17 protein-coding genes are annotated in these 20,744 nt (G+C 62.5%); 12 read left to right on the top strand and 5 right to left on the bottom strand.

Annotation, left to right across the window (positions count from 1 at the left end; genetic code table 11):
* Positions 1-33 precede the first annotated feature (33 nt).
* The 3 genes from G3N62_RS09695 (at position 34) to G3N62_RS09685 (ending at position 3,319) form a co-directional block, all read left to right on the top strand.
* A complete protein-coding gene (locus G3N62_RS09695; protein ID WP_059556550.1) occupies positions 34-933 on the top strand; it encodes a LysR family transcriptional regulator in 900 nt (299 codons plus the stop codon).
* 255 nt (positions 934-1,188) lie between these two features.
* Positions 1,189-2,484: an MFS transporter gene (locus G3N62_RS09690; protein WP_034191358.1), complete on the top strand. Its 1,296-nt coding sequence runs from the start codon at positions 1,189-1,191 to the stop codon at positions 2,482-2,484.
* A gap of 52 nt (positions 2,485-2,536) precedes the next feature.
* The gene (locus tag G3N62_RS09685; protein WP_034191663.1) at positions 2,537-3,319 is read left to right on the top strand and encodes a substrate-binding domain-containing protein; all 783 of its coding nucleotides are present in this window, start codon (positions 2,537-2,539) and stop codon (positions 3,317-3,319) included.
* Positions 3,320-3,359: 40 nt separating this feature from the next.
* Here G3N62_RS09685 and dctA read toward each other — a convergent pair whose 3' ends face one another.
* Complete coding sequence (gene dctA / locus G3N62_RS09680; RefSeq protein ID WP_124669307.1) at positions 3,360-4,676, bottom strand: C4-dicarboxylate transporter DctA; 1,317 nt, start codon at positions 4,674-4,676, stop codon at positions 3,360-3,362.
* 30 nt (positions 4,677-4,706) lie between these two features.
* On the bottom strand, positions 4,707-5,630 hold the full coding sequence (locus G3N62_RS09675) for a LysR family transcriptional regulator (RefSeq protein WP_034191665.1): 924 nt from the start codon (positions 5,628-5,630) through the stop codon (positions 4,707-4,709).
* Between the two features lie 574 nt (positions 5,631-6,204).
* Between G3N62_RS09675 and G3N62_RS09670 the strand changes: the two genes are divergently transcribed.
* Positions 6,205-7,704, top strand: coding sequence for an ATP-binding protein (locus tag G3N62_RS09670; RefSeq protein WP_049032811.1), 1,500 nt, complete (start codon positions 6,205-6,207; stop codon positions 7,702-7,704).
* 64 nt (positions 7,705-7,768) lie between these two features.
* Positions 7,769-8,941, top strand: coding sequence for an alpha-hydroxy acid oxidase (locus G3N62_RS09665; protein WP_124669308.1), 1,173 nt, complete (start codon positions 7,769-7,771; stop codon positions 8,939-8,941).
* A gap of 71 nt (positions 8,942-9,012) precedes the next feature.
* On the opposite strand, the gene G3N62_RS09660 is transcribed toward G3N62_RS09665, so the two are convergent.
* Both G3N62_RS09660 and G3N62_RS09655 read right to left on the bottom strand, forming a co-directional pair.
* A complete protein-coding gene (locus G3N62_RS09660) occupies positions 9,013-9,657 on the bottom strand; it encodes a response regulator (protein WP_034191359.1) in 645 nt (214 codons plus the stop codon).
* Positions 9,658-9,765: 108 nt separating this feature from the next.
* Entirely contained in the window at positions 9,766-10,860 is a 1,095-nt protein-coding gene (locus tag G3N62_RS09655; protein WP_124669309.1) for a porin, read from the bottom strand.
* 814 nt (positions 10,861-11,674) lie between these two features.
* On the opposite strand from G3N62_RS09655, the gene G3N62_RS09650 reads away from it, so the two are divergent.
* The 7 genes from G3N62_RS09650 to G3N62_RS09620 all read left to right on the top strand — a co-directional run bounded on the left by G3N62_RS09650 (position 11,675) and on the right by G3N62_RS09620 (position 19,806).
* A complete protein-coding gene (locus tag G3N62_RS09650) occupies positions 11,675-12,826 on the top strand; it encodes an ABC transporter substrate-binding protein (RefSeq protein ID WP_124669310.1) in 1,152 nt (383 codons plus the stop codon).
* Between the two features lie 19 nt (positions 12,827-12,845).
* Positions 12,846-13,883 (top strand): branched-chain amino acid ABC transporter permease, encoded by a 1,038-nt coding sequence (locus G3N62_RS09645; RefSeq protein WP_124669311.1) that lies wholly within the window; start codon positions 12,846-12,848, stop codon positions 13,881-13,883.
* The gene (locus G3N62_RS09640; protein WP_124669312.1) at positions 13,880-15,688 is read left to right on the top strand and encodes a branched-chain amino acid ABC transporter ATP-binding protein/permease; all 1,809 of its coding nucleotides are present in this window, start codon (positions 13,880-13,882) and stop codon (positions 15,686-15,688) included. The genes G3N62_RS09645 and G3N62_RS09640 overlap by 4 nt, the downstream gene beginning before the upstream one ends.
* Positions 15,689-16,411, top strand: coding sequence for an ABC transporter ATP-binding protein (locus G3N62_RS09635; protein WP_124669313.1), 723 nt, complete (start codon positions 15,689-15,691; stop codon positions 16,409-16,411).
* A gap of 1 nt (position 16,412) precedes the next feature.
* Complete coding sequence (locus G3N62_RS09630; protein WP_059556545.1) at positions 16,413-17,459, top strand: 2-dehydropantoate 2-reductase; 1,047 nt, start codon at positions 16,413-16,415, stop codon at positions 17,457-17,459.
* A gap of 39 nt (positions 17,460-17,498) precedes the next feature.
* On the top strand, positions 17,499-18,266 hold the full coding sequence (locus G3N62_RS09625; protein ID WP_049029462.1) for a class II aldolase/adducin family protein: 768 nt from the start codon (positions 17,499-17,501) through the stop codon (positions 18,264-18,266).
* A 391-nt stretch (positions 18,267-18,657) separates the two neighbouring features.
* Positions 18,658-19,806, top strand: coding sequence for a porin (locus tag G3N62_RS09620; RefSeq protein ID WP_034191366.1), 1,149 nt, complete (start codon positions 18,658-18,660; stop codon positions 19,804-19,806).
* A gap of 301 nt (positions 19,807-20,107) precedes the next feature.
* On the opposite strand, the gene G3N62_RS09615 is transcribed toward G3N62_RS09620, so the two are convergent.
* Positions 20,108-20,566 (bottom strand): Lrp/AsnC family transcriptional regulator, encoded by a 459-nt coding sequence (locus G3N62_RS09615; RefSeq protein WP_034191669.1) that lies wholly within the window; start codon positions 20,564-20,566, stop codon positions 20,108-20,110.
* Positions 20,567-20,744 lie beyond the last annotated feature (178 nt).

The following is a 20,744-nucleotide window of genomic DNA, read 5'->3' as shown; positions in this document are numbered from 1 at the left end:
GTAAATAGACGTATCGTCTCACTGGTGGAACACATGGACCTCCTTGCGCTCGCCGATTTCAATCTCGTCGCCCGTCATGGCAGCTTCGGCGAAGCCGCGCGGGTGGCGGGGCGCCCGAAGGCGACGCTGTCGCGCCGCGTCGCGGAGCTGGAGAACAGTCTGTCGCTGCGCCTGTTCGAGCGCGGCTCGCGCGGCGTGAAGCTCACGCAGGAAGGGCGCGCGCTCTACGAGCGGACGGGCACGCTGCTCGCGGAGCTCGCGGACAGCGCGTCGGCGATTGCGTCGGGGAGCGAGCGGCCGCGCGGCCGGCTGCGCATCAGCGCGCCGATGCTTTTTTCCCAGTTCGCGATGGGGAAGCTGGTGGCGACGTTCGCGCTGAAATACCCGGAGATCCGGCTCGAGGTGACGACGGAAGACCGGCCCGTCGACATGATCGAGGAAGGGTACGACCTCGTGATCCGCGTGAACCCGGACCCCGACGAAAGCCTGATCGGGCGCGTGTTCCTGCGCGACCGGCTCGTCGTCGTCGCGAGGCCCGAGCTGGCGCGGCCCACCGGCGATGCGCCCGTGCCGGCCGTCGTGCGCGGGGGCGACGGCCGGCGCACCGCATGGGACGTCACGGGGCCCGCCGGAGCATCACGCATCGCGATCGAGCCCGTGGCCCGGCTGTCGTCGCTGGTCATGGTGCGCGACACGGTGCGTCTGGGACTGGGCGCGGCTTGCCTCCCGGTATCGCTCGTGAGCGGCGATCTGGCCGCCGGCACGCTCGTCAGCTGGGGCGACGTACCGGGCCCCGAAATCGCGCTGTGGGCGCTGTATCCGTCCCGGCGATTGCTGAGCGTCCGCGTTTCCGCATTTCTCGATCACCTGAAGGATGCGTTCCCGTCCGGAAAGCCGGAAGAACTGGCTGCCTATACCGAACCGGCGCGGTGAAACGGCGCCGGCCTCGGCTTGCACGCCTTGCCGCACGAGGCGAGCGAGGGATCGTGACGTCCTGCCTCCGTGCGGCGCGACGTTCGGCGGACAGGCGCTGACCGAAACCGGCGAGGCCACGCCGATTGATAATCTTGTTGCATCAATCCTTCCAAAAATCGCACTTATCGTTTGATCGATGCCGGGCGAACATTCGACAAAACGACAATCCACCATCCCCTCCCGCGTATTTCAGGTTTTTCAGGAGACACCCAGATGCACCCCTCGTCCAGCCTTCCGGCCGAACGTTCGAAGGCCGCTGCGATCTTTCGCGTCACGGCCGGCAATTTTCTCGAGCAGTTCGACTTCTTCCTGTTCGGCTTTTACGCCACGCAGATCGCCAATGTCTTCTTTCCCGCGCAAAGCGAGTTCGCGTCGTTGATGATGACCTTCGCCGTGTTCGGCGCCGGCTTCCTGATGCGGCCGCTGGGCGCCATCGTGCTGGGCGCGTACATCGACGAGGTCGGCCGTCGCAAGGGCCTGATCGTCACGCTGTCGATCATGGCGAGCGGCACCATCCTGATCGCGTTCGTGCCGGGCTACGCGACGATCGGCCTGCTGGCGCCCGCGCTCGTGCTGATCGGGCGGCTGCTGCAGGGCTTCTCCGCGGGTGCCGAGCTGGGCGGCGTATCGGTCTATCTCGCCGAGCTGGCGACGCCCGGCCGCAAGGGCTTCTTCACGAGCTGGCAGTCGGCCAGCCAGCAGGTCGCGATCGTCGTCGCGGCGGGCCTGGGCTTCGCGCTCAACCAGTGGCTGAGCGCATCGGCGATCGCATCGTGGGGATGGCGCGTGCCGTTCTTCGTCGGCTGCATGATCGTCCCGTTCATCTTCATGCTGCGCCGCAACCTGGAGGAAACCCAGGAGTTCAAGGCTCGCAAGCATCGTCCGGGCATGAAGGAAGTGTTCGGTACGCTGGTCCAGAACTGGGGCATCGTGATCGCCGGCATGATGCTGGTCGCGATGACCACCACGAGCTTCTACCTGATCACGGTGTACGCGCCGACCTTCGGCAAGACGGTGCTGCATCTGAGCACCGCCGACAGCCTGCTCGTGACGCTTTGCGTCGGTGTGTCGAATTTCGTATGGCTGCCGATCGGCGGTGCGCTGTCCGACCGGATCGGCCGCCGTCCGCTGCTGGTCGGCATGACGATGCTCACCGTCGTGACCGCCTACCCGGCGCTCTCGCTGCTGGCTCACGCGCCGTCGTTCGTCAACATGCTGCTCGTCCTGCTCTGGCTCTCGTTCATGTACGGGATCTACAACGGTGCGATGGTCGTCGCGCTCACCGAAGTGATGCCGGTGCAGGTGCGCGTCGCGGGCTTCTCGCTCGCCTACAGCCTTGCGACGGCCGTATTCGGCGGCTTCACGCCGGCCATCTCGACCGCGCTCATCCACATGACGGGCGACAAGGCCGCGCCGGGCTACTGGATGAGCTTCGCCGCGGTGTGCGCGCTGCTTGCGACTTTCGCGCTCTATCGTCACCGCACGGCGACGCTCACGCCGGCGCATTGATGTCCGGCCCATCCGGAACTTCACTCACACACGAATTCGCATGACCACGACCATGAGAAATCCGCTCCTGAAATTTTGCGTCACCGCGCTCGTCGCCGCCTCGGCGTTTGCTGCCAACGTACAGGCGGCCGAGCTCCACGTGATGAGCTCGGGTGGCTTCACCGCCGCCTACAAACTGCTCGGCCCCCGTTTCGCGGCCGCGACCGGCAATACGCTCGACACCGCGCTCGGCCCGTCGATGGGCCAGGCGCCCCAGGCGATTCCGAACCGGCTCGCGCGCGGCGAGCCGGCCGACGCCGTCATCATGGTCGGCTACGCGCTGGACGAACTGATCAAGCAAGGGAAGGTCATCCCCGGCTCCCGCGTCGAGCTGGCCGACTCGCGCATCGGCATGGTGGTGCGCGACGGCGCGGCAAAGCCGGACATCAGCACCGCAGAAGGTCTCAAGCAGGTGCTGCTGCACGCGAAGTCGATCGCCTATTCGGACAGCGCGAGCGGCGTGTATATCGAACGCGAACTGTTCAAGAAGCTCGGCATCGAGGAGCAGGTGAAGTCGAAGGCGAAGATGATCCCGCGGATTCCGGTGGCGTCGGTCGTCGCGAACGGCGACTATGAAATCGGCTTCCAGCAGGTCAGCGAGCTGCTGCCCGTCCCCGGTGCGACCTTCGTCGGCAAGATTCCCGAATCGCTGCAGTCGGTCACGCGCTTCGCTGCCGGCATCCCCGTCGGTGCGCAGCATCCGAAGGAAGCGAAGGCGCTGCTGGACTATCTTGCGTCGCCCGACGTGCAGGCCGACGTGAAATCGACCGGGCTGGATTCCGCATCCGCTCATTGAGCCCGATCGGCGGGAAGGCCTGCGTCAGACCGCCTTCCCGTCACCGCCGGCCGGCATCTGGCGTGGCCGTGTTTTGATCGGGCCCGTCAGGGGAGGCCGGCCCGGCCACGGCGAGCCGCTGCGCCAGGCGTGTCCGATCGCACGCGCCTTCCCACGACGACACGAAGATCACCGCGCAGGCATTGCTGATCACGCTCGTCAGCGCTCGCGCCTCGGACATGAAGCGATCGATGCCGACCAGCAGCGCGACCCCGGCGACGGGCAGGTCGGGCATGACGGCGAGCGTCGCGACCAGCGCGACGAGCCCGCTGCCGGATACGCCGGCCGCTCCCTTGGAGGTAAGCAGCATGATCGCGAGCATCGTCGCGATCTGCGACGCGGAGAGGGGCACGTCGCACGCTTGCGCGATGAACAATGCCGCGAGCGTCAGATAGATCGCCGTACCGTCCAGATTGAACGAATAACCCGCCGGCAGCACGAGTCCCACGACGCCTTTTTCGCAGCCGAGCGCTTCCAGCTTGACGATCAGACGCGGCAGGACCGGCTCCGTGGACGATGTCGCGAGGACGATGAGCAACTCTTCGCGCATGTAGCGCAGAAGCCGCCACAGCGCGAAACCGTGCAGTCGCGCGAGCGGTGCGAGCACCAGCACGACGAACAGCACGCAGGCCACGTAGAAGGACGCCATCAGCTTCGCAAGCGAGCCGACCGACCCGATGCCGAATCGGCCGACCGTGAACGCCATCGCGCCGAATGCGCCGAGCGGCGCGAGCCGCATGATCATCCCGAGCACGCGAAAGACGACCTGGGCGACACCGTCGATCAGCGCAAGCACGGGCCGGCCGGCCCGCGGATGCGCATTCAGCGAGAAACCGAACAACAGCGACAGCAGCAGCACCGGCAACACTTCGCCTTTCGCAAACGCGCCGAGCATCGTGTCCGGAATCATGCCGAGTCCGAACGCCACGAGGTCGCGCGGCTCCGCATGCTTCGCATACGGAGCGAGGATGCTCGCGTCCAGGTGGTGGACATCGATGTGCATGCCGGCGCCCGGTTGCAGCACGTATGCGGTGACGAGCCCGAACGCGAGCGCGGCGGCGGTCAACAGATAGAAGAGCGCCAGCGCCCGCACGATCGTGCGGCCGATGGCCTTCCCGTCCGCCAGCGACGTGATGCCCGAGACGATCGTGCAAAAGACGATCGGGGCGATGGTCATCTTCACCAGGCCGACGAATGCATCGCTGAGGGGCTTGAGCATCGCGCCCGCCGCCGGCCATGCGTGACCGATGCCGATGCCGAGCAACATCGCGAGCAGAACCTGCACGTAAAGCGATCCAAGCAGTCTGGCCAACCTCACCATCCGTTCCTTCGTGTCTCTCTGTGGTCGTTATGCCGATGCGCCGCTGCTGGCGATACCGCCACGCCTGGCCTCGATGACCATCTGATGGAATGCCTCGGCGGCCGGCGTGAGGGGGCGTCCGCGCCGCTTGACGATGCCCACGCGTCGTTTGACGACCGGTTCGACGAGCGGCACGCTCGTGAGTATAGGGTGGTCATGCCCGGGCATCGCCATCGAAGGCACTGCGGCGACGCCGAGCCCCGCTTCGATCAAGCCGAGCAGGGTCGTCACGTGGCGTGTCTCGCAGACGCTCGGCGTGCGCGGCGCGACGGCAGCCAGCGCCTGGTCCAGCAGCAGACGGTTGCCGGAAGTCTTGTCGACCGACACATAATCGTGCTCGTAAAGCTCGCTCCAGGTCACGCGCTTCTTACGAGCGAGCGGGTGGTCGCGGCGACAGGCGGCAACGAACCGCTCCTGGAGCAACACCTTGAACTCGATCTCCGCCTCCTGGCTGCCGATGAAACTCACGCCGAAATCCGCCTCGCCGCTGATGACGGCCCCGAGCACCTCGTTGGCGCTTGCATCGAGCAGTTTCACCCTGATGCGCGGAAAGCGCTGATGATAGCGCGCGATGACGGCGGGCAGGAAGTAGTAGGCGACCGACGGCACACAGGCGATCGTCACATGACCCAGGCGGCTCGATGACACGTCGCGAATGCCGAGCAGCGCGGCATCGAGGTCGTCCAGCAGTTGTTCGGCACTCTGCGCGAACACGCGACCGACGGTGGTGAGCGAGACGCTGCGCGTGGTGCGCTCGAAGAGCCGCACACCGAGCGCTTCCTCGAGCTTGTCGATCCGGCGGCTCAGGGCCGGCTGGGAAATACTGACGGCGTCCGCGGCCTTTCGGAAGCTGCCCGTTTCCACGACGGCGCGAAATGCCTGCAAGTCGGTTAAATCGAAGTTGATCGCCACGCACAAGTCTCCACCACGCTAATGGCGAGCATTGTGCATGATTCCGCTCGCGCCATGCGTGTCCCGCTGTCCACGCGGCAACGATAACGCGGCGCGGCGTGCTGCCCGGCCGCGCCGCGAACCGATCTTCCTTGAGGCGCTTCCCGATGTCCCGTGTCGCTTTCGCCCAGGCAGAGCTTTCGCATCGGCCGCGCCGCCAGCGTGCCATCAGTGAAGCGTCTGCAACCCATTTCCGATTCGGTGCAGCGGCTGAAAACGGACGTTTCAGATGATTGGGTGCGATGCCATGGGCGCCCGAAACCTCCGAGCGTGCCTTCTTGTTCCGCTCGTTTTTCCCTCCGAGGATTACAGCAGCTTGGCCGGTGTGCCTGGATGAACGGGGGGAGGCCGGACCGACCAGTCCAATTTTCGTCCCGGTCTTGGTTGGAAAATGCCGGCTCTTGAGGCCGACCCGATAAAGAAACCTTTGGCGCGAGACCCCATTTCAACCCTATGAGTCAAAATTGACGATGCGCTAAGCTTTGGTCAGGCCTTCGTTGCACGGCCTTCACACTTCATCGTTGGGGCTGAGCGAATGGAAACGTCCTCCGGATTCGAACTGCTGGATGCCGATCGCCTTGCGCTTCTTCAATCGCTGAAGACGTGCATGATCCTGCACGACGCAAAGACCAAGGCCATTCTTTGGGCCAACGCCGCCGCATGCAATGCACTGGGCTTCACCGTCGAAGAATTGCGACCGCTCAAGGCGCCCGATATGAGCCGCAACGCGGAGAAATACCGACACGAGATCGGCTTGCAGTGGCTGAAGGATGCAGCGGAGAACGGCGAGAGCATCATCGAGTGGTGTTATCGCGCGAAAGACGGCACGGAGATCCTGTCGGAAGCGGTAGCGACATGCGTCAAGCTGCACGATCGCGACGTGCTGATGGTCCAGTTCAGGGATATCGCCGCCGAGGAGCGGATCAAGAAGGACCTGAAGCGATTCGAGACCCGCCTCAGGGAGTTCATGCACGACCTGAGCGAAGGGATTGCAGTGTTGTCGGCAAACGGCGAGATCAAATATCTGAGCGAGTCGTCATGCCGGCTGCTTGGCTTGCAGGCCGATGCGTCGACGCTGATCGATTTCACCGCGTTATGCGATGGCGCGTCGCGGCGGGTCGTGCTTGCCCAGCTCGCCGAGGCGGAGCTGCATCACGAGCCGACTTCGTTTCGCTACCGGATCAGAAATGGTGATGGATCGCTGCGCTGGCATGACGCATTTTGCCGCCACGTCGAACTGGAAGACGATCTGACCGGCATCCTGCTGCATTTTCGCGATGTCACGCCTCAAGTCGAGGCGGAGGAAATGCGTCGGGCAAGCGAACGCAAGCTCGAATACCTCGCACGCTACAACGCGATGGGGGAGATGGCGATGACGCTCTCGCACGAACTCAGTCAGCCACTTGCGTCGGCGCGCAATTTTCTCGAGGGCGGCATGATGCGACTCAACGAGTCGCCCGTTACGCCGGACGAAGTGATGTGGGGGCTGGAGAGCGTGCTCAAGCAGGTCGAGCGCGCATCGGTCATCATCAAGAGCGTGCGTGATTACGTCGTGAAGCTCGAGCAGGTTGAAGAGGCGATCGACCTGAACGACATCGTGCACGATGTCGAGTATTTCATCGCCCTGAAGGCGCGTGAGGTTGGCGTGGCGTTCGAATTCGCGCTTAGCGATCGCCCGATACGGGTCCGCTGTGAAAAGATTCTGATCGGGCAGGTGATCCTCAATTTCGCCTTCAATGCGGTCGAGGCCATGCTCGACGTGCCCGAGACATCGCGTTTCCTGACCATCGGGACCTGTTCGGAGCACGGTCGCGCAGTGCTGCGCGTGTCGGACACCGGTGTCGGAATCGATCTCGGCCAGCATGAGAAGGTATTCGATGGCTTCTTCACGTCGAAGCTCGGGGGTAACGGTATCGGGCTCTCGCTCTGCAAGAACATCGTTTCCAGGCATGGCGGCGATGTCTGGGCCGAAGCCAATCCGGGCCGCGGCACGTCTTTCTGCTTCACGCTTCCGCTGGAAGCGCCGAATGGATGACTCACGGTCGGCCGCGAGTTAACCGCCGCAATTCGTTCACACCTGATCCATGCCTCGAACACCGATGAAAAGACGTCTGTCCGTTCCGACTCAATATAACCATGCCTGCAATGTCGAGGAACTCCGGATGCTGGCTCGGCGCAGGCTGCCGAATTTCGCGTTCGAATATCTGGATGGCGGCGCAGAGGACGAGGTGACAATGCGAGCCAACCGAAGCGCATTCGAGCGCTGGCGCTTCGTGCCGAAGACACTCGTCGACACCCAGCGGCGGGACCTGTCGAGCACGCTGTTCGGCAAGCGCGTCGCGTTGCCGTTGATCGTCGCGCCTACCGGTTTCAACGGCATCTACCACCGTCACGCGGATCTGTCGCTCGCTCGGGCCGCGGCGCGGACGGGCATCCCGTTCACGCTCAGCACGGTGTCGAACCGGCGCGTCGACGAACTGGCGCGCGATGCGGGCGGACGCGTCTGGATGCAGCTCTACATGCTGAAGGATCGCGCGGTAACCTCGGGATTGATGTATCGGGCGGCTCAGGCGGGTTGCGACACGCTGGTCCTGACCACGGACGCGACCCATCTCGGCAATCGGGAATGGGCGCAGCGGCCGTTTCGTGCACCGATGAAATTGAACTGGCGCAATCGGGTCGATGCGCTGTGCCACCCGCGCTGGATCGGGAATGTGCTGATGCCGAACGGTGCGCCGACGTTTGCAAACCTTGCCGAATATCTGCCGGCCGGTCAGCAAAGCGTGCGTAGCGGCATGGGCTATATGGCGAGCCAGATGGATGCTTCGATCACGTGGGACGATGTGGCATGGCTGCGCGAACGCTGGAAGGGCACGCTGATCGTCAAGGGCGTGTTGGATGCCGACGATGCCACCCGCGCAATTCAGGCGGGTGCGGAGGGTTTGGTCGTTTCCAATCACGGCGGTCGTCAGCTCGACGGCACCGTGCCGTCGATCGACGTGCTCGCCGAGATCGTTCGCGTTTGCGCGGGACGAGCAACGGTGATCGTGGATAGCGGTTTTCGCCGCGGTACCGATGTGGTGAAGGCACTCGCACTTGGTGCGCATGCGGTGATGATCGGCCGACCGGTGCTTTACGGGGTCGCGGCGGGCGGAGAGCAGGGTGCGCTGCATGCGCTATCCTTGCTGGGCGCCGAAATCGACCGTACGCTGGGACAGCTTGGTTGTCCCTCGATCGAGGCGTTAGGTCCGCAATTTCTGCGTGCGGCGTGACGCCCGGCCGCGCGCCCATTCAGGGCAGGCTGATCGGTCGAAGTGGCCGGCTGAATGTCTGCCCGTGAAGGCTAGCCACGCGGGTGGGGCGCGGCCATTGCGTGCCGCGCCTCGATTACGTCCTTGAGCAGGCTCGCAAATGAGGTCGCGCCGAGTTTCTCCTTGATGCTCGCGCGATAGACGTCGACGGTTTTGGCGCTGATACCCAGCTCGCGCGCAATCAGCTTGCTCGCTTTTCCTTCGATCACGCCATTCAGTACTTCCTGCTCACGCGGCGTAAGCGCTCGGATGCGCTGGATCAGCGCCTGGAGGTGCTGATTCGCGCGATGCGTTTCGCTGGCGATCTTCATCGCGTTCTGGATGCGGTCGAGCATCTGTTGCGAGTTGTAGGGCTTCTCGACGAAATCGATCGCGCCGTTCTGCAGGGCACGTACCGACATCGGGATATCGCCATGACCCGAAACGAAAATGATCGGCAGCGAAACACCTCGACGGTTGAGTTCCGCTTGCAGATCGAAGCCGCTGACCCCAGGCATGCGCACGTCCAGCACCAGGCAACCCGGTACGCCAGGATCGAACTGTTCCAGGAATTCCACTGGCCCCTGAAAGCAGCGGGTTTGAATCTTCACCGAGGCGAGCAACCAGGAAAGCGACGTACGCATATCCTCGTCGTCATCGACGACGTACACAAGGGGGAGCTGAGTCGGTGCATCCATATCGTGCTTCGGTTCGCTGCAATGAGAATAGCTGGCCGCCCCGAAACATCGAGCCGGTCAGCTGTCATCGTAGCGGTTCAAAAAAAATTTCGGTAAGCGATTCCGCGTCTAGAACAAGTGCAACATGCCGATCACGACCGAGTTCGAATTCTGGCCCGGCTTGGGGGCGGCGAGCGCAGCGGGACCGCCCGCATTGTTCAGCGAGAACGCCGCGGCGTCGCCGTTGCGAACCTCGGCGGCGCCGGCATAGACGATGGTGCGCTTCGACAACGGATAGTCGTAACGGATACCGAACGAATCCGCGTTGCCATCGCTATTGGCGATCTTGCGATAGTGGCCGTAGCTGAGCAGTAGTTTGCCGATGCTGATCGGTACTTCGGCGCTTGCTTCGAAAAAATCGGAATGCGGATTCACGTAGGTCGAACCGGCCATGTTGGGAACGTCCTGGCCGCCGCGGTGCCTCACATAAACGAAGGCGGGTTTTACGAAGCCGAAGTTGTACGACACGCCGGCCAGTGCGTAATTGCCGCCTTCCACCGGGCTACTTGCGGTGAGCGTCTTGACCGGGCTGAAGCGTTGAAGCTGATAGCCGATATCTACAGACAAATTGTTGTACACGTAGTTGACGCCCCCGCTGTAGGTGTCGCCAAGCGACGCCGGGGCGCCGTTCGACGCGCCGTTGTTGCCTCTGGCCACCAGTGCACGAACGACGAACCCGCCGATGCGCGGCGATACATAGCGCAACGAGTTACTCACGCGCAGTGAAGGGCCGTAGACGAAATTGTCGGCCGCATTGCCCCAGCCCAGGCCCGCGCCGTACGCGGGCAGCGAATACGTGACGAGGATCGTGTGAATCGGGGTGTAGTTGACGCCGGCCTGAAACGCGCCGAACGATCCCGCGAGACCGACCCACGATTCGCGGCCGAACAGTGCGCCGTTCTGCCCGCCAACGCCGTTGAAGGAGTTGAATCCATTCTCGAGCTTGAAAATGGCACGCAGTCCTCCCCCGAGGTCTTCGACGCCCTTGAGTCCCCATGAGGTGGCGGCTATGTCGCCGCTGCCCATGTGGACTGCGTGATTGGGACCGAAGTTCGAATATTCGATCGACGTGTCGATCCGGCCATACAGGGTAATGCTCGATTGAGCAAGGACTGGCGTTGCGCACAACGTCAATGCAGAGGTGAGAATGATTCGCTTGGTCATGCTGTTGGTTCCCCTGGAGTGAAGGTCCGTTACGTGTCTCGTCGTTTTTGGAAGCCGGTATTCGACGACATGATTCGTAGTCCATATTGGTAAGGAAGGTGGAGCCCTTTCCAAAAGACCGGCGATCGTGTCCTTCGAGAAAACGACCATGCCGCAGTGAATTCGCTGGGCCATGCCAGGCGCAGGAAGGCTGGGGCGATGGGGGAGGCGCCGCCGGTACCGACTTCGGCACGCTGAAATATCCCGACGACGAGCGCAGTCTAGGTGATCGCTTTTTTGGCGGTAAGCCAAGGGATGCACGTATCGCAGCAGCAGAATCTTTAGGTTTGTACTGAATTCTTCGCCGGTTTGACAGTAGCAGCGACGGAGTGCGGAACCCGTCGATTCATTACACGAACCCGTTTTCGACTCGGCGGCCGACTAAAGATTTTCCTAGGTCGTCAGGTGGTTTTGTTGGGTTACCGTCAAAAAAGAGTTCTCTTAGACTGCCTTCACGGTTTAACGAGTCGGCTCATCCGATGCGTGCCGCTCGGCTTTGTCCGATAAGGCGATGCAAAGCACCCACGCCTGAATCGCCGCCGACATTGCTGGTGTGCCTGAACCGATCAAGCGGCAGGCATGGCGTGTTTGCGGTTAACGGACCGTTGTGCGTCGATGCGCTCGACATCAAGGCTCGAGAAGACGCCGGCGCACTGAACTGCGACGGCCGACCGTTTCATCGACTGCGATGCGTGCGCGAATCCGTCGAACCGAATGAATGGCCGATCCTCGATTAACTCACTGGTGTTCGCTAACCTGTCCTCGGGAGTTTGCAATGTTGTTGAAGAAGATTTCGACGGTGGCGCTCGTCGCACTAGCCGCCTGTTGGCTGCCGGCTCACGCGCAGCTCAAGATCGGTGTGGTTACTTCGTCGACGGGGCCGACGGCACTTGTCGGCATTCCGCAGAAAAATACGGTGCCGCTGTTGCCGAAGAAAATCGGCGATCTGAGCGTCGACTATATTTCGCTGGATGACGCGAGCGACCCCACCGCGTCGGTGACCAACTTCAAGAAGCTCATCTCCGAAAACAAGGTCGACGCGATCATCGGACCGACCGGCTCACCCAACGCGATGGGGGTGATCCAGTTCGCCGCCGAATCCGGCACGCCGATGTTGGCCCCGGTCGGGACCGCCGCGGTGGTTCTGCCTATGACCGAGCAGAAAAAGTGGGTGTTCAAGACCACGCAAAACGATGACCTGATTGCTCAGGCGCTGGTCGACCATATGGTCAGGACCGGTGTGAAAACCGTGGCTTTCATCGGCTTGAACGACCCGTATGGCGAGAACTGGTATCGGGTGTTCTCGGGCCTCGCGAAGACTCACGGGATTCAGATTACCGCGAATGAACGCTATCAGCGCGCCGACAGTTCGGTAACGGGGCAGGCGCTCAAGGTGATGGCGAGCCATCCGGATGCGGTGCTGATCGCGGCACCCGGCGGCGCGAGCGTACTACCGGAATCGACGCTGTACGACCTCGGCTACAAGGGCAGGTTTTATCAGACGCACGGCGCGGCGTTGCCGGATTTTCTGAAGCTTGGCGGCCGCAAGGTCGAGGGCACGGTGCTGGCTGCGAGTCTCATGCTCGTGCTGCCCGAGATACCCGATAGCAATCCGTCGAAGAAAGTCGCGACCACCTACATCGATGCCTATCAGAAGCTGAACGGCACGAAGCCCGCCACCTTCGGCGCGAACGTCTACGATGCGGGCCTCCTGCTCGAACGTGCGGTGCCGATCGCGGAAAAAAAGGCGGGGCGCCCCGGTACGCCTGCGTTTCGCAGCGCATTGCGAGACGCACTCGAGCAGACCCGCGATCTGGTCGGCACGCAGGGCATCTACAACATGAGTTCCGTCGATCACAGCGGTTTCGACGATCGCGGCCGCGTGCTGATTACCGTCAAGAACGGCAATTGGGCGCTCATCAAATAAGCGAAAGCCAGACGTCCCGATGAACGCTCAGATAGTTTTGATCCTAGGTCAGGACGGCTTCACCAACGGTGCAATTTATGCGTTGCTGGCGTTGTCGATCCTGCTGGTATTCAGTGTCACCCGGGTGCTGTTCATCCCTCAGGGTGAATTCGTGGTCTACGGCGCATTGACGATGGCCGCGATGCAGTCGGGCAAGTCACTGCTCGTCGTGTGGTTGCTGGTCGCTTTCTCGTTGGCCGAAGTGGCGGCGGACCTCGCCGAGCGCTATCGGCGCACCGGCGTGCTTCGCCTGTCCGCCACCGGGGGCGCGAAGCTCGCTTATGCGTGCGTGCTCGCTGCCTTGGTGCATGTGTTGCCGGTGGCTCAACTCCCTGTCTCGCTGCAGGCCCTGCTGACCTTTGCGCTGATCGTGCCGCTCGGCCCCCAGTTGTATCGGCTGTTCTATCAACCGCTTGCTGGATCGTCGGTGTTGGTGCTGATGATCGTGTCGATTTCGGTGCATATGGCGCTGGTGGGTTTGGGTTTGCTGATCTTCGGCCCGGAGGGTGCGCGCATTACGCCGTTCGTCGACGTGCCGTTGCAGCTCGGCGCCATCAACCTGAGCAGCCAGGCATTGCTGATCATTTCGACGACCGTACTGCTGATGATCGTGATGAGGCAGGCATTCGAACGCACCGTTTACGGCAAGGCGTTGCGTGCAGTCGCGTTCAACCGGGTCGGTGCCCGGCTGATGGGTATTTCGCCGGTATTCGCGGGCAAGGCGACGTTTTTCATCGCCGCGCTAATCGGCGTGCTGTCCGGGATTCTGATTGCGCCACTGACAACACTGTATTTCGACTCGGGCTTTCTGATCAGTCTGAAAGGTTTCGTCGGCTCGATCATCGGCGGGCTCGTCAGCTATCCCGTCGCGGCGGCAGGGGCGTTCGTGGTGGGACTGATCGAATCGTTCTCGGCATTCTGGGCTAGCCCCTACAAGGAGATCATCGTTTTTACGCTGCTCATCCCGGTGCTCCTGTGGCGCTCCCTGAAGAGTCATCCTGTTGAGGAGGAAGAATGACGCCTCGCCGCATCTTCATTTGTGCACTGGTGTTGCTGGCGGTTGTCCCGGTCGTGCTGCCGCCGTTCTACGTGACGCTGTTCAACTACATCGCGTTGTACGCGCTCGTGACGCTCGGCCTCGTGCTGTTGACGGGCGTCGGCGGCATGACCAGCTTCGGCCAGGCGGCCTTCGTCGGTATCGGCGCCTACACCACCGCGGTGCTGACCGCGCATGCCGCGACGCTGCCGGCATGGATCGGCTGGCTGGGCACATCGCCGTGGTTGACGCTCGTGGCGGGGTTGGTGTCGACGCTGGTGGCCGCGTGCCTGATCGGTGCGTTGACTTTGCGCCTGTCGGGCCACTTCCTGCCGCTCGGGACGATCGCATGGGGCCTGAGTCTCTATTTCGCGTTCGGCGCGATCGGCGGATTGGGCGGCAATACGGGCATCGCCGATATTCCGCCGGTGACGCTGGCGGGCGTCAGCCTGCGCGACGGCGCCCGGATGTACTACCTGATCTGGCTGTTCCTGCTGGTGGCGATCGTCTGTACCGGCAATCTGCTCGATTCACGCGCGGGCCGTGCGATACGGGCGCTCAAGGGCGGCACGGTTATGGCTGAAGCGATGGGGGTGAATACGGCGCGGGCGCGCATGGTGATCTTCGTCATCGCGGCATTGCAGGCGAGCGCGTCCGGTTGGCTCTATGCGCATATGCAGCAGTTCGTGAACCCGGTGCCGTTCGGCATCCAGATGGGGATCGACTACGTGTTCATGGCCGTTATCGGCGGTGCGGGACAAGTGTGGGGTGCGCTGCTGGGGGCGGGTGTATTCACCATCGCCAAGCAGTGGTTGCAGGACATCCTGCCGAAGCTGCTCGGCGAAACGGGCAACTTCGAGATCATCGTGTTCGGCTTCGGCATGGTGTTCCTGCTGCATTACACGCGGGGCGGTTTGTGGCCGCTGTTCGCGCGCCGGCTGTCGATGCTCGGCCGAAATGCGAGCCGCAAGCGCGCCCGTGTGGATGCGAATGCCGCGGCGTTGCCGAAGCGCGCCATGCCGCCGAGGCGTGACGTCCTGCTGGAAGTGCGTGAGGTCACGCGCCGATTTGGTGGTCTGGTGGCGAACGATGCCGTCAGCCTGAACGTGCGCGCAGCGGAGATTGTTGCGTTGTTGGGGCCGAACGGCGCGGGCAAGAGCACGATGTTCAATCAGATCTCCGGCGTCGATACGCCGACCTCCGGCGAGGTCGTGTTTCGCGGCGAACGCATCACCGGCATCGGTTCGAGAAAGATCGCGCAGCGCGGGATGAGTCGCACGTTTCAGCATGTGCGGTTGCTGAGCCGGATGAGCGTGCTTGACAACGTCGCGCTGGGTGCGCACCTGCGCGGAAGCAGTGGCGAACTGCGCGCCGCGTTCCGGTGCGAACGCGACGAAGAGCGCAGTTTGCTTGCCGAAGCCGCACGGCAGATCCACCGCGTCGGGCTTGGGGCCCATCTGAACGAGGAAGCCGGATCGCTGGCTCTTGGACAGCAACGCGTACTGGAAATCGCCAGGGCACTCGCGTCCGATCCTTGCCTGCTGTTGCTCGACGAGCCCGCGGCCGGCTTGCGCTATCAGGAGAAGCGCGATCTCGCCGAGTTGCTGAACAAGCTGCGCGAAGAGGGCCTCGCGATTCTGCTGGTCGAGCACGACATGGACTTCGTGATGAATCTGGTCGATCGCGTGGTGGTGATGGATTTTGGCAAGAAGATCGCCGAAGGTCTGCCGGCCGAGGTGCAAAAGCATCCAGCGGTACTCGAGGCCTATCTGGGCGGGGAGGAGTGAATGGTCGGAGAACTGCTGGAGGTACGCAATCTGTCGGCCTCATATGGCAAGGTGCGCGCGCTGTCGAACGTCAGCCTGCGGGTGGGCGAAGGGCAGATCGTGACCGTGATCGGACCGAACGGCGCAGGCAAGACCACGTTGCTGTCGGCACTCATGGGTGTGCTGCCGTCGGACGGCGAGATCGCATTCTGCGGCGGTCATCACCCGCATGCGCCGATCGAGGACAGGGTCGCGGCCGGGATGAATCTCGTGCCCGAAAAGCGCGAGTTGTTTGCCGAAATGCCGGTGGAGGACAACCTGTTGCTAGGCGCATTCAGCCGGATTCGCCAAGGCCATCGCGATCACCCGCAGACGATGCAGGAGGTCTACGACCTGTTTCCTCGCTTGCGGCAGCGTCGCAACCAGGCCGCGGGCACGCTGTCCGGCGGCGAGCGCCAGATGCTTGCGGTCGGACGCGCGTTGATGGCGCGGCCCAGGCTGCTGATGCTCGACGAGCCGAGTCTGGGGCTGGCGCCGCTGATCGTGCGCGAAATGTTCCGTATTGTCGCGGCGCTGCGTGAGCGCGGCGTGTCGATCCTGCTGATCGAGCAGAACGCGCGTGCCGCGCTGAAAGTCGCGGATTACGCGTACGTGCTTGAAACCGGCACGTTGACGATGGAGGGACCGGCGGACGAGATCGCCCGGGACTCGCGGATCGTCGACGTTTACCTGGGATTATCTTGAGATGGAGCGGAAGGAAGAACAAGGCCGTCGAGGCGGCAATCCATCGGGCACGAAGATCTGCGTGGCGGGTGCCGGCGCGATCGGCAGCACCCTGGCGGCACGGCTTGCCGCCAGTGGTCGGGCGGTCAGCGTGTTTGCGCGGGGCGCGACACTCGGGGCCATCCGCCGACGAGGGATCGAACTGGATGATCTGTCCGGTTCGATCCGGGTGAATGTCCCCGCCAGCGATCGAGCCGACGATTTCGATAGACAGGACATCGTATTCGTTTGTGCGAAGGCGCACGCGTTACCGGGTTTGCTGACGTCTATCAAGCCCATGCTCGGAAAGGAGACGGTGGTCGTTCCGGCGGTGAACGGGGTGCCGTGGTGGTATTTCGGCGGCGAGGGCGGTCGTGAGCACGGAAGCGCCGGCAGTGGCCCCGACTACGAATCGGTACGCGCGGTGGACCCGGACGGCAGCCTTGCCGCGATGCTGCCGTCACGGCAGATCCTTGGGTGCGTCGTGTATATCACCGCCGAAGTGCGCGAACCCGGGCGCGTTGTCGCAACCAATCCGCACCGGATGATTCTCGGCGAACTGGACAACCGTCCGAGCGTGCGCCTGGAGCAAGTCTGTGCGCTGCTCTCGGATGCGGGCATCGATACGCGCGCCAGCGGGCGCATTCGTGATGACGTATGGACCAAGCTGGTTGCCAATCTCTCGTCCAATCCGCTCTCCGTCATCACCGGTGGGACCTTGCAGGACATTTATGGCGCAGCGGAATTGCGCGAGGTGGTGGTCGACATGATGGGCGAGGTGATCAGCGTGGCCGAGCGCTACGGCGCACGCATCGCGCTGAATCAGGACGCATTTCTCGTCCAGGGGGAAAAGATGGGGGCATTCCGCACATCGATGCTGCAGGACTACGAGAAGGGACAGCGTCTGGAACTGGCGGCGATTGGCGACGCCGTGGTCGAGCTTGCCGACCGGTATGGCATTCCAATGCCGACTACCCGCGCGATTCTCGCGCTCACGCGTTATCGAACGACGCAGCGCACGCTTCGTTAAAGCATGTACGACAGAAGGGCATTTCAAACGGGAATAGTCATGACATATGCCACCCTTTCAGATATTCAAAAACCGAGCCACATTGCCGACGCAGAATGGGCGCTGCGTGTTCAGCTGACGGAGTTCTATCATCTGATCGATTACATGGGCTGGACGGAAATGATCTTCAACCATATCTCGGCGCGGTTGCCGGGCGAAGATGCACATTACCTCGTCAATCCATTCGGTTTGAACTACTACGAAGTGACGCCGGAGAACTTGCTGAAGGTCGACCACGAGGGGCATCTGATCGATCCATCACCGTATCCGGGCAATCCCGCCGGGTTCGCGCTGCACAGTGCGATTCATGGCGCACGGGAGGATGTGCATTGCATCGTCCACACCCATACGACGCCGATTTCGGCGATCGCCCTGAAGGAAGAGGGCTTTCGCCACGACGACTTCTACGGCGCGCAGCTGTTCGGGCGGGTGGCCTATCACACGTTTGAAGGGATCACGCTGTTTGCTGACGAGAAGACACGGATGCTCGCGAGCCTCGGCGACAAACATGTGCTCGTGCTGCGTAATCACGGTATCGCCGTTTGCGAGAAGGACATTCCGGGAACCTTCATGCTGCTGTGGACGGCGCAACGTGCCGCTGAAATTCAATGCCAGGCCGCTGCGCTGCGCGGCAGCGATGTGCAGCTGGCGGATGCGGTCAAGGCGCGCTGTTCGGAGCTTGCGGCGCAGTTGATCCGCCATGACCGGTTCGCGATCAAGCTGTTCGATGCGATGGTGAGGAAGATGCGGCACGGTCCACGGAGGTGACGGCAAGGCGTTGCCGGCAGAAAAGGGGGCGGTCGCACGGAAAGTGGCGCGGCCGCGGCAAGCGCTCGTTCGAGCCAGCTGCGGGCGCACCGCCGCTTCGGGTCTCCGCGGCGGCTGGCTACGCATCGTATGCGGTTGATAGATGACGCGCTTCTCACGAGATCACGGCTGTCGTGGCGGGGGCCGGTCCACTTTCCACCAGCCCGCTAGCCCTATTTCGCGCCGACAAATATCCCCCATTCTGGAGAGCACCTTCCCACCGCGAGGGGCTAACAGAAAAAAATCGGCTCATTACACTGCGCCCGTCGCATCGCCGAGCAGCCTCGACGCGGCATATACGGAGCGCGGAAGCGTTACGACCGGAAAACGAAAGACCTGGGGGTAAATCGTCATGAGAATGCGTTGGGGGATCATCGCACCCGCCACCTTGCTTGCTGCCACCGCGCATGCGCAGAGCAGCGTGACGCTCTACGGCAAGATCGAGGACGGTATCAACTACACGAGCAACGCACGCGGCCACGGAACCGTGCAATTGCAAAGCGGCTATGACTACGGCAGCCGCTGGGGTATCAAGGGCACGGAAGATCTTGGCGGAGGCTACCAAGCGATTTTCACGCTCGAAAGCGGTTTCGACGTCAACACCGGCAAAATGAACCAAGGTGGCCGGGAATTCGGCCGCCAAGCCTTCGTCGGCATCGCGTCGGATCGGTACGGCACCCTGACGTTCGGTCGCCAGTACGATCCGAGCGTCGACATCTTCTCGCCGCTCACCGCCAACGGCAACTGGACCGGCTACCTGTTCTCGCATCCGTACGACAACGACAACACCGACTACTCGTTTCGCGTGAATAACGCGGTCAAGTACGTGTCGCCGGTGTGGCACGGCGTCACCGCGGAGGCGATGTACGGATTCAGCAATCAGGCGGGTGGCTTCGCGAACAACCGCCTGTATGGCGCCGCGCTGCAATACCAGCAGGGCGGGCTGACGGTCGGCGCGTCGTATTTGAAGATCAATCACGCAAGCAATGCCGATTCGACCGGCGCGATCACCGGCGACAATACGTTCGACGCATCGTCGCAGCAGAACATCGGCATCGGCGTGAATTATGCGTTCTCGAACGCGCTGGTGGGATTCACGTATTCGCACGTCGACGTCTACGATCCGACTTCGAACGCGTATTTCACCGGTACGACGCAGCCGGCGGGCGGTGCGTGGAAATCGTGGAAGTTCGACAACTTCGAGGTGAACGGCCTCTATCACTTCACGACCGCGTTCTACATCGGCGCGGCATATACGTACACTCAGGCCCGCGTCGCGTCGACGGTCGGCGCGTTCAATCCGAAGTGGCATCAACTGAGCACGAAGTTGAATTACGACTTGTCGAAACGCACATCGGTATTTGTGGAGGGCGTCTATCAGCATGCGATGAACGCGCACACCGGAACCGACTTCGACTACGCGTACATTCCGGGCGCCGCCGATATCTCGTCAGGCCCGAATCAATATGTCGCGCGTATCGCGCTGCTGCATCATTTCTGACACCAATGCCGTTCGCGGAGTCATGCAGCCTCCGCGACCCCCATCTCACCCCTCAATCGCCGACACGAGTCCCGGTTCGACAGGAACCGACCGATCTTGCTGCGGCGGGTTACCGACCCGCTGTCGTCGGCGATACACCGCCAACCGCCGCGTGCCGCATCGCGCGCGAAACTGCCTGACGGTGTCCGCATCACGGGCCAAGCGCTCGCCATGACGCGCCCCATCGATCGTCGCTTTCGTGGATCTCCATGCACTGCCGGCCCGGGGCGGTATCGATTCACTTTCGCAGCGGCGTGCGCGATCAAAGCGGCAGCACGGAAGTCTGCTTGATCTTCTGCATCGGAATCTCGGTTTTCACGCTCTGCACGCCGTCGATCCGGGTCAGGTGATCGATCTGGAATTTCCGATAGGCGTCGATATTGGCGGTCACGACGCGCAGCAGGCAATCGCAATCGCCCGCCATCAAGTGGCATTCGAGAACCTGTGGAAGACGTTGGACCACCTCGGTGAAATGGTCGACGGTTTTCGCGTCCTGGCTTGTCAGCCAGATGCGGACGAAGACAGTCAGCCCCGCACCGATCTTCGATGCGTCGAGCAGCGCCGAGTAGCGCTCGATGACGCCGGCCTGTTCCAGCTGCTTGACTCGACGCAGGCACGGCGACGGCGACAAGCCCACCTTCTGCGCCAGTTCCACATTCTGGATTCGCCCATCTTCCTGAAGCACTCTCAGAATGCGACGGTCCATTTCGTCCAGTTCGATCACGGCCATTGACCCAGCTTGTTCGATTGAGGCACACGATGCCTGAATGTTCGACTTTTGAAGCATTGAATTGCCAAACCGGTTTCATCTTAGGTCGAACACGCAACCGGAAATTATTTTTTCTACGATAAATTTTTGTCCGTAGCAGCCGGAACGGTCCCGCTGCCGATCAAGGAGC

It is taken from the genome of Burkholderia sp. Tr-20355, assembly GCF_017104685.1.
Lineage (GTDB): Bacteria > Pseudomonadota > Gammaproteobacteria > Burkholderiales > Burkholderiaceae > Burkholderia > Burkholderia seminalis.
The sequence above is the reverse complement of the archived record's forward strand: the minus strand, read 5'-3'. Positions and strand labels throughout refer to the sequence as shown.

Coding starts and splice junctions, on each gene's coding strand:
- G3N62_RS09695 (WP_059556550.1), top strand. CDS start 34: ATGGACCTCCTTGCGCTCGCCGATTTCAATCTCGTCGCCCGTCATGGC.
- G3N62_RS09690 (WP_034191358.1), top strand. CDS start 1,189: ATGCACCCCTCGTCCAGCCTTCCGGCCGAACGTTCGAAGGCCGCTGCG.
- G3N62_RS09685 (WP_034191663.1), top strand. CDS start 2,537: ATGAGAAATCCGCTCCTGAAATTTTGCGTCACCGCGCTCGTCGCCGCC.
- G3N62_RS09670 (WP_049032811.1), top strand. CDS start 6,205: ATGGAAACGTCCTCCGGATTCGAACTGCTGGATGCCGATCGCCTTGCG.
- G3N62_RS09665 (WP_124669308.1), top strand. CDS start 7,769: ATGAAAAGACGTCTGTCCGTTCCGACTCAATATAACCATGCCTGCAAT.
- G3N62_RS09660 (WP_034191359.1), bottom strand. CDS start 9,657: ATGGATGCACCGACTCAGCTCCCCCTTGTGTACGTCGTCGATGACGAC.
- G3N62_RS09655 (WP_124669309.1), bottom strand. CDS start 10,860: ATGACCAAGCGAATCATTCTCACCTCTGCATTGACGTTGTGCGCAACG.
- G3N62_RS09650 (WP_124669310.1), top strand. CDS start 11,675: ATGTTGTTGAAGAAGATTTCGACGGTGGCGCTCGTCGCACTAGCCGCC.
- G3N62_RS09645 (WP_124669311.1), top strand. CDS start 12,846: ATGAACGCTCAGATAGTTTTGATCCTAGGTCAGGACGGCTTCACCAAC.
- G3N62_RS09640 (WP_124669312.1), top strand. CDS start 13,880: ATGACGCCTCGCCGCATCTTCATTTGTGCACTGGTGTTGCTGGCGGTT.
- G3N62_RS09635 (WP_124669313.1), top strand. CDS start 15,689: ATGGTCGGAGAACTGCTGGAGGTACGCAATCTGTCGGCCTCATATGGC.
- G3N62_RS09630 (WP_059556545.1), top strand. CDS start 16,413: ATGGAGCGGAAGGAAGAACAAGGCCGTCGAGGCGGCAATCCATCGGGC.
- G3N62_RS09625 (WP_049029462.1), top strand. CDS start 17,499: ATGACATATGCCACCCTTTCAGATATTCAAAAACCGAGCCACATTGCC.
- G3N62_RS09620 (WP_034191366.1), top strand. CDS start 18,658: ATGAGAATGCGTTGGGGGATCATCGCACCCGCCACCTTGCTTGCTGCC.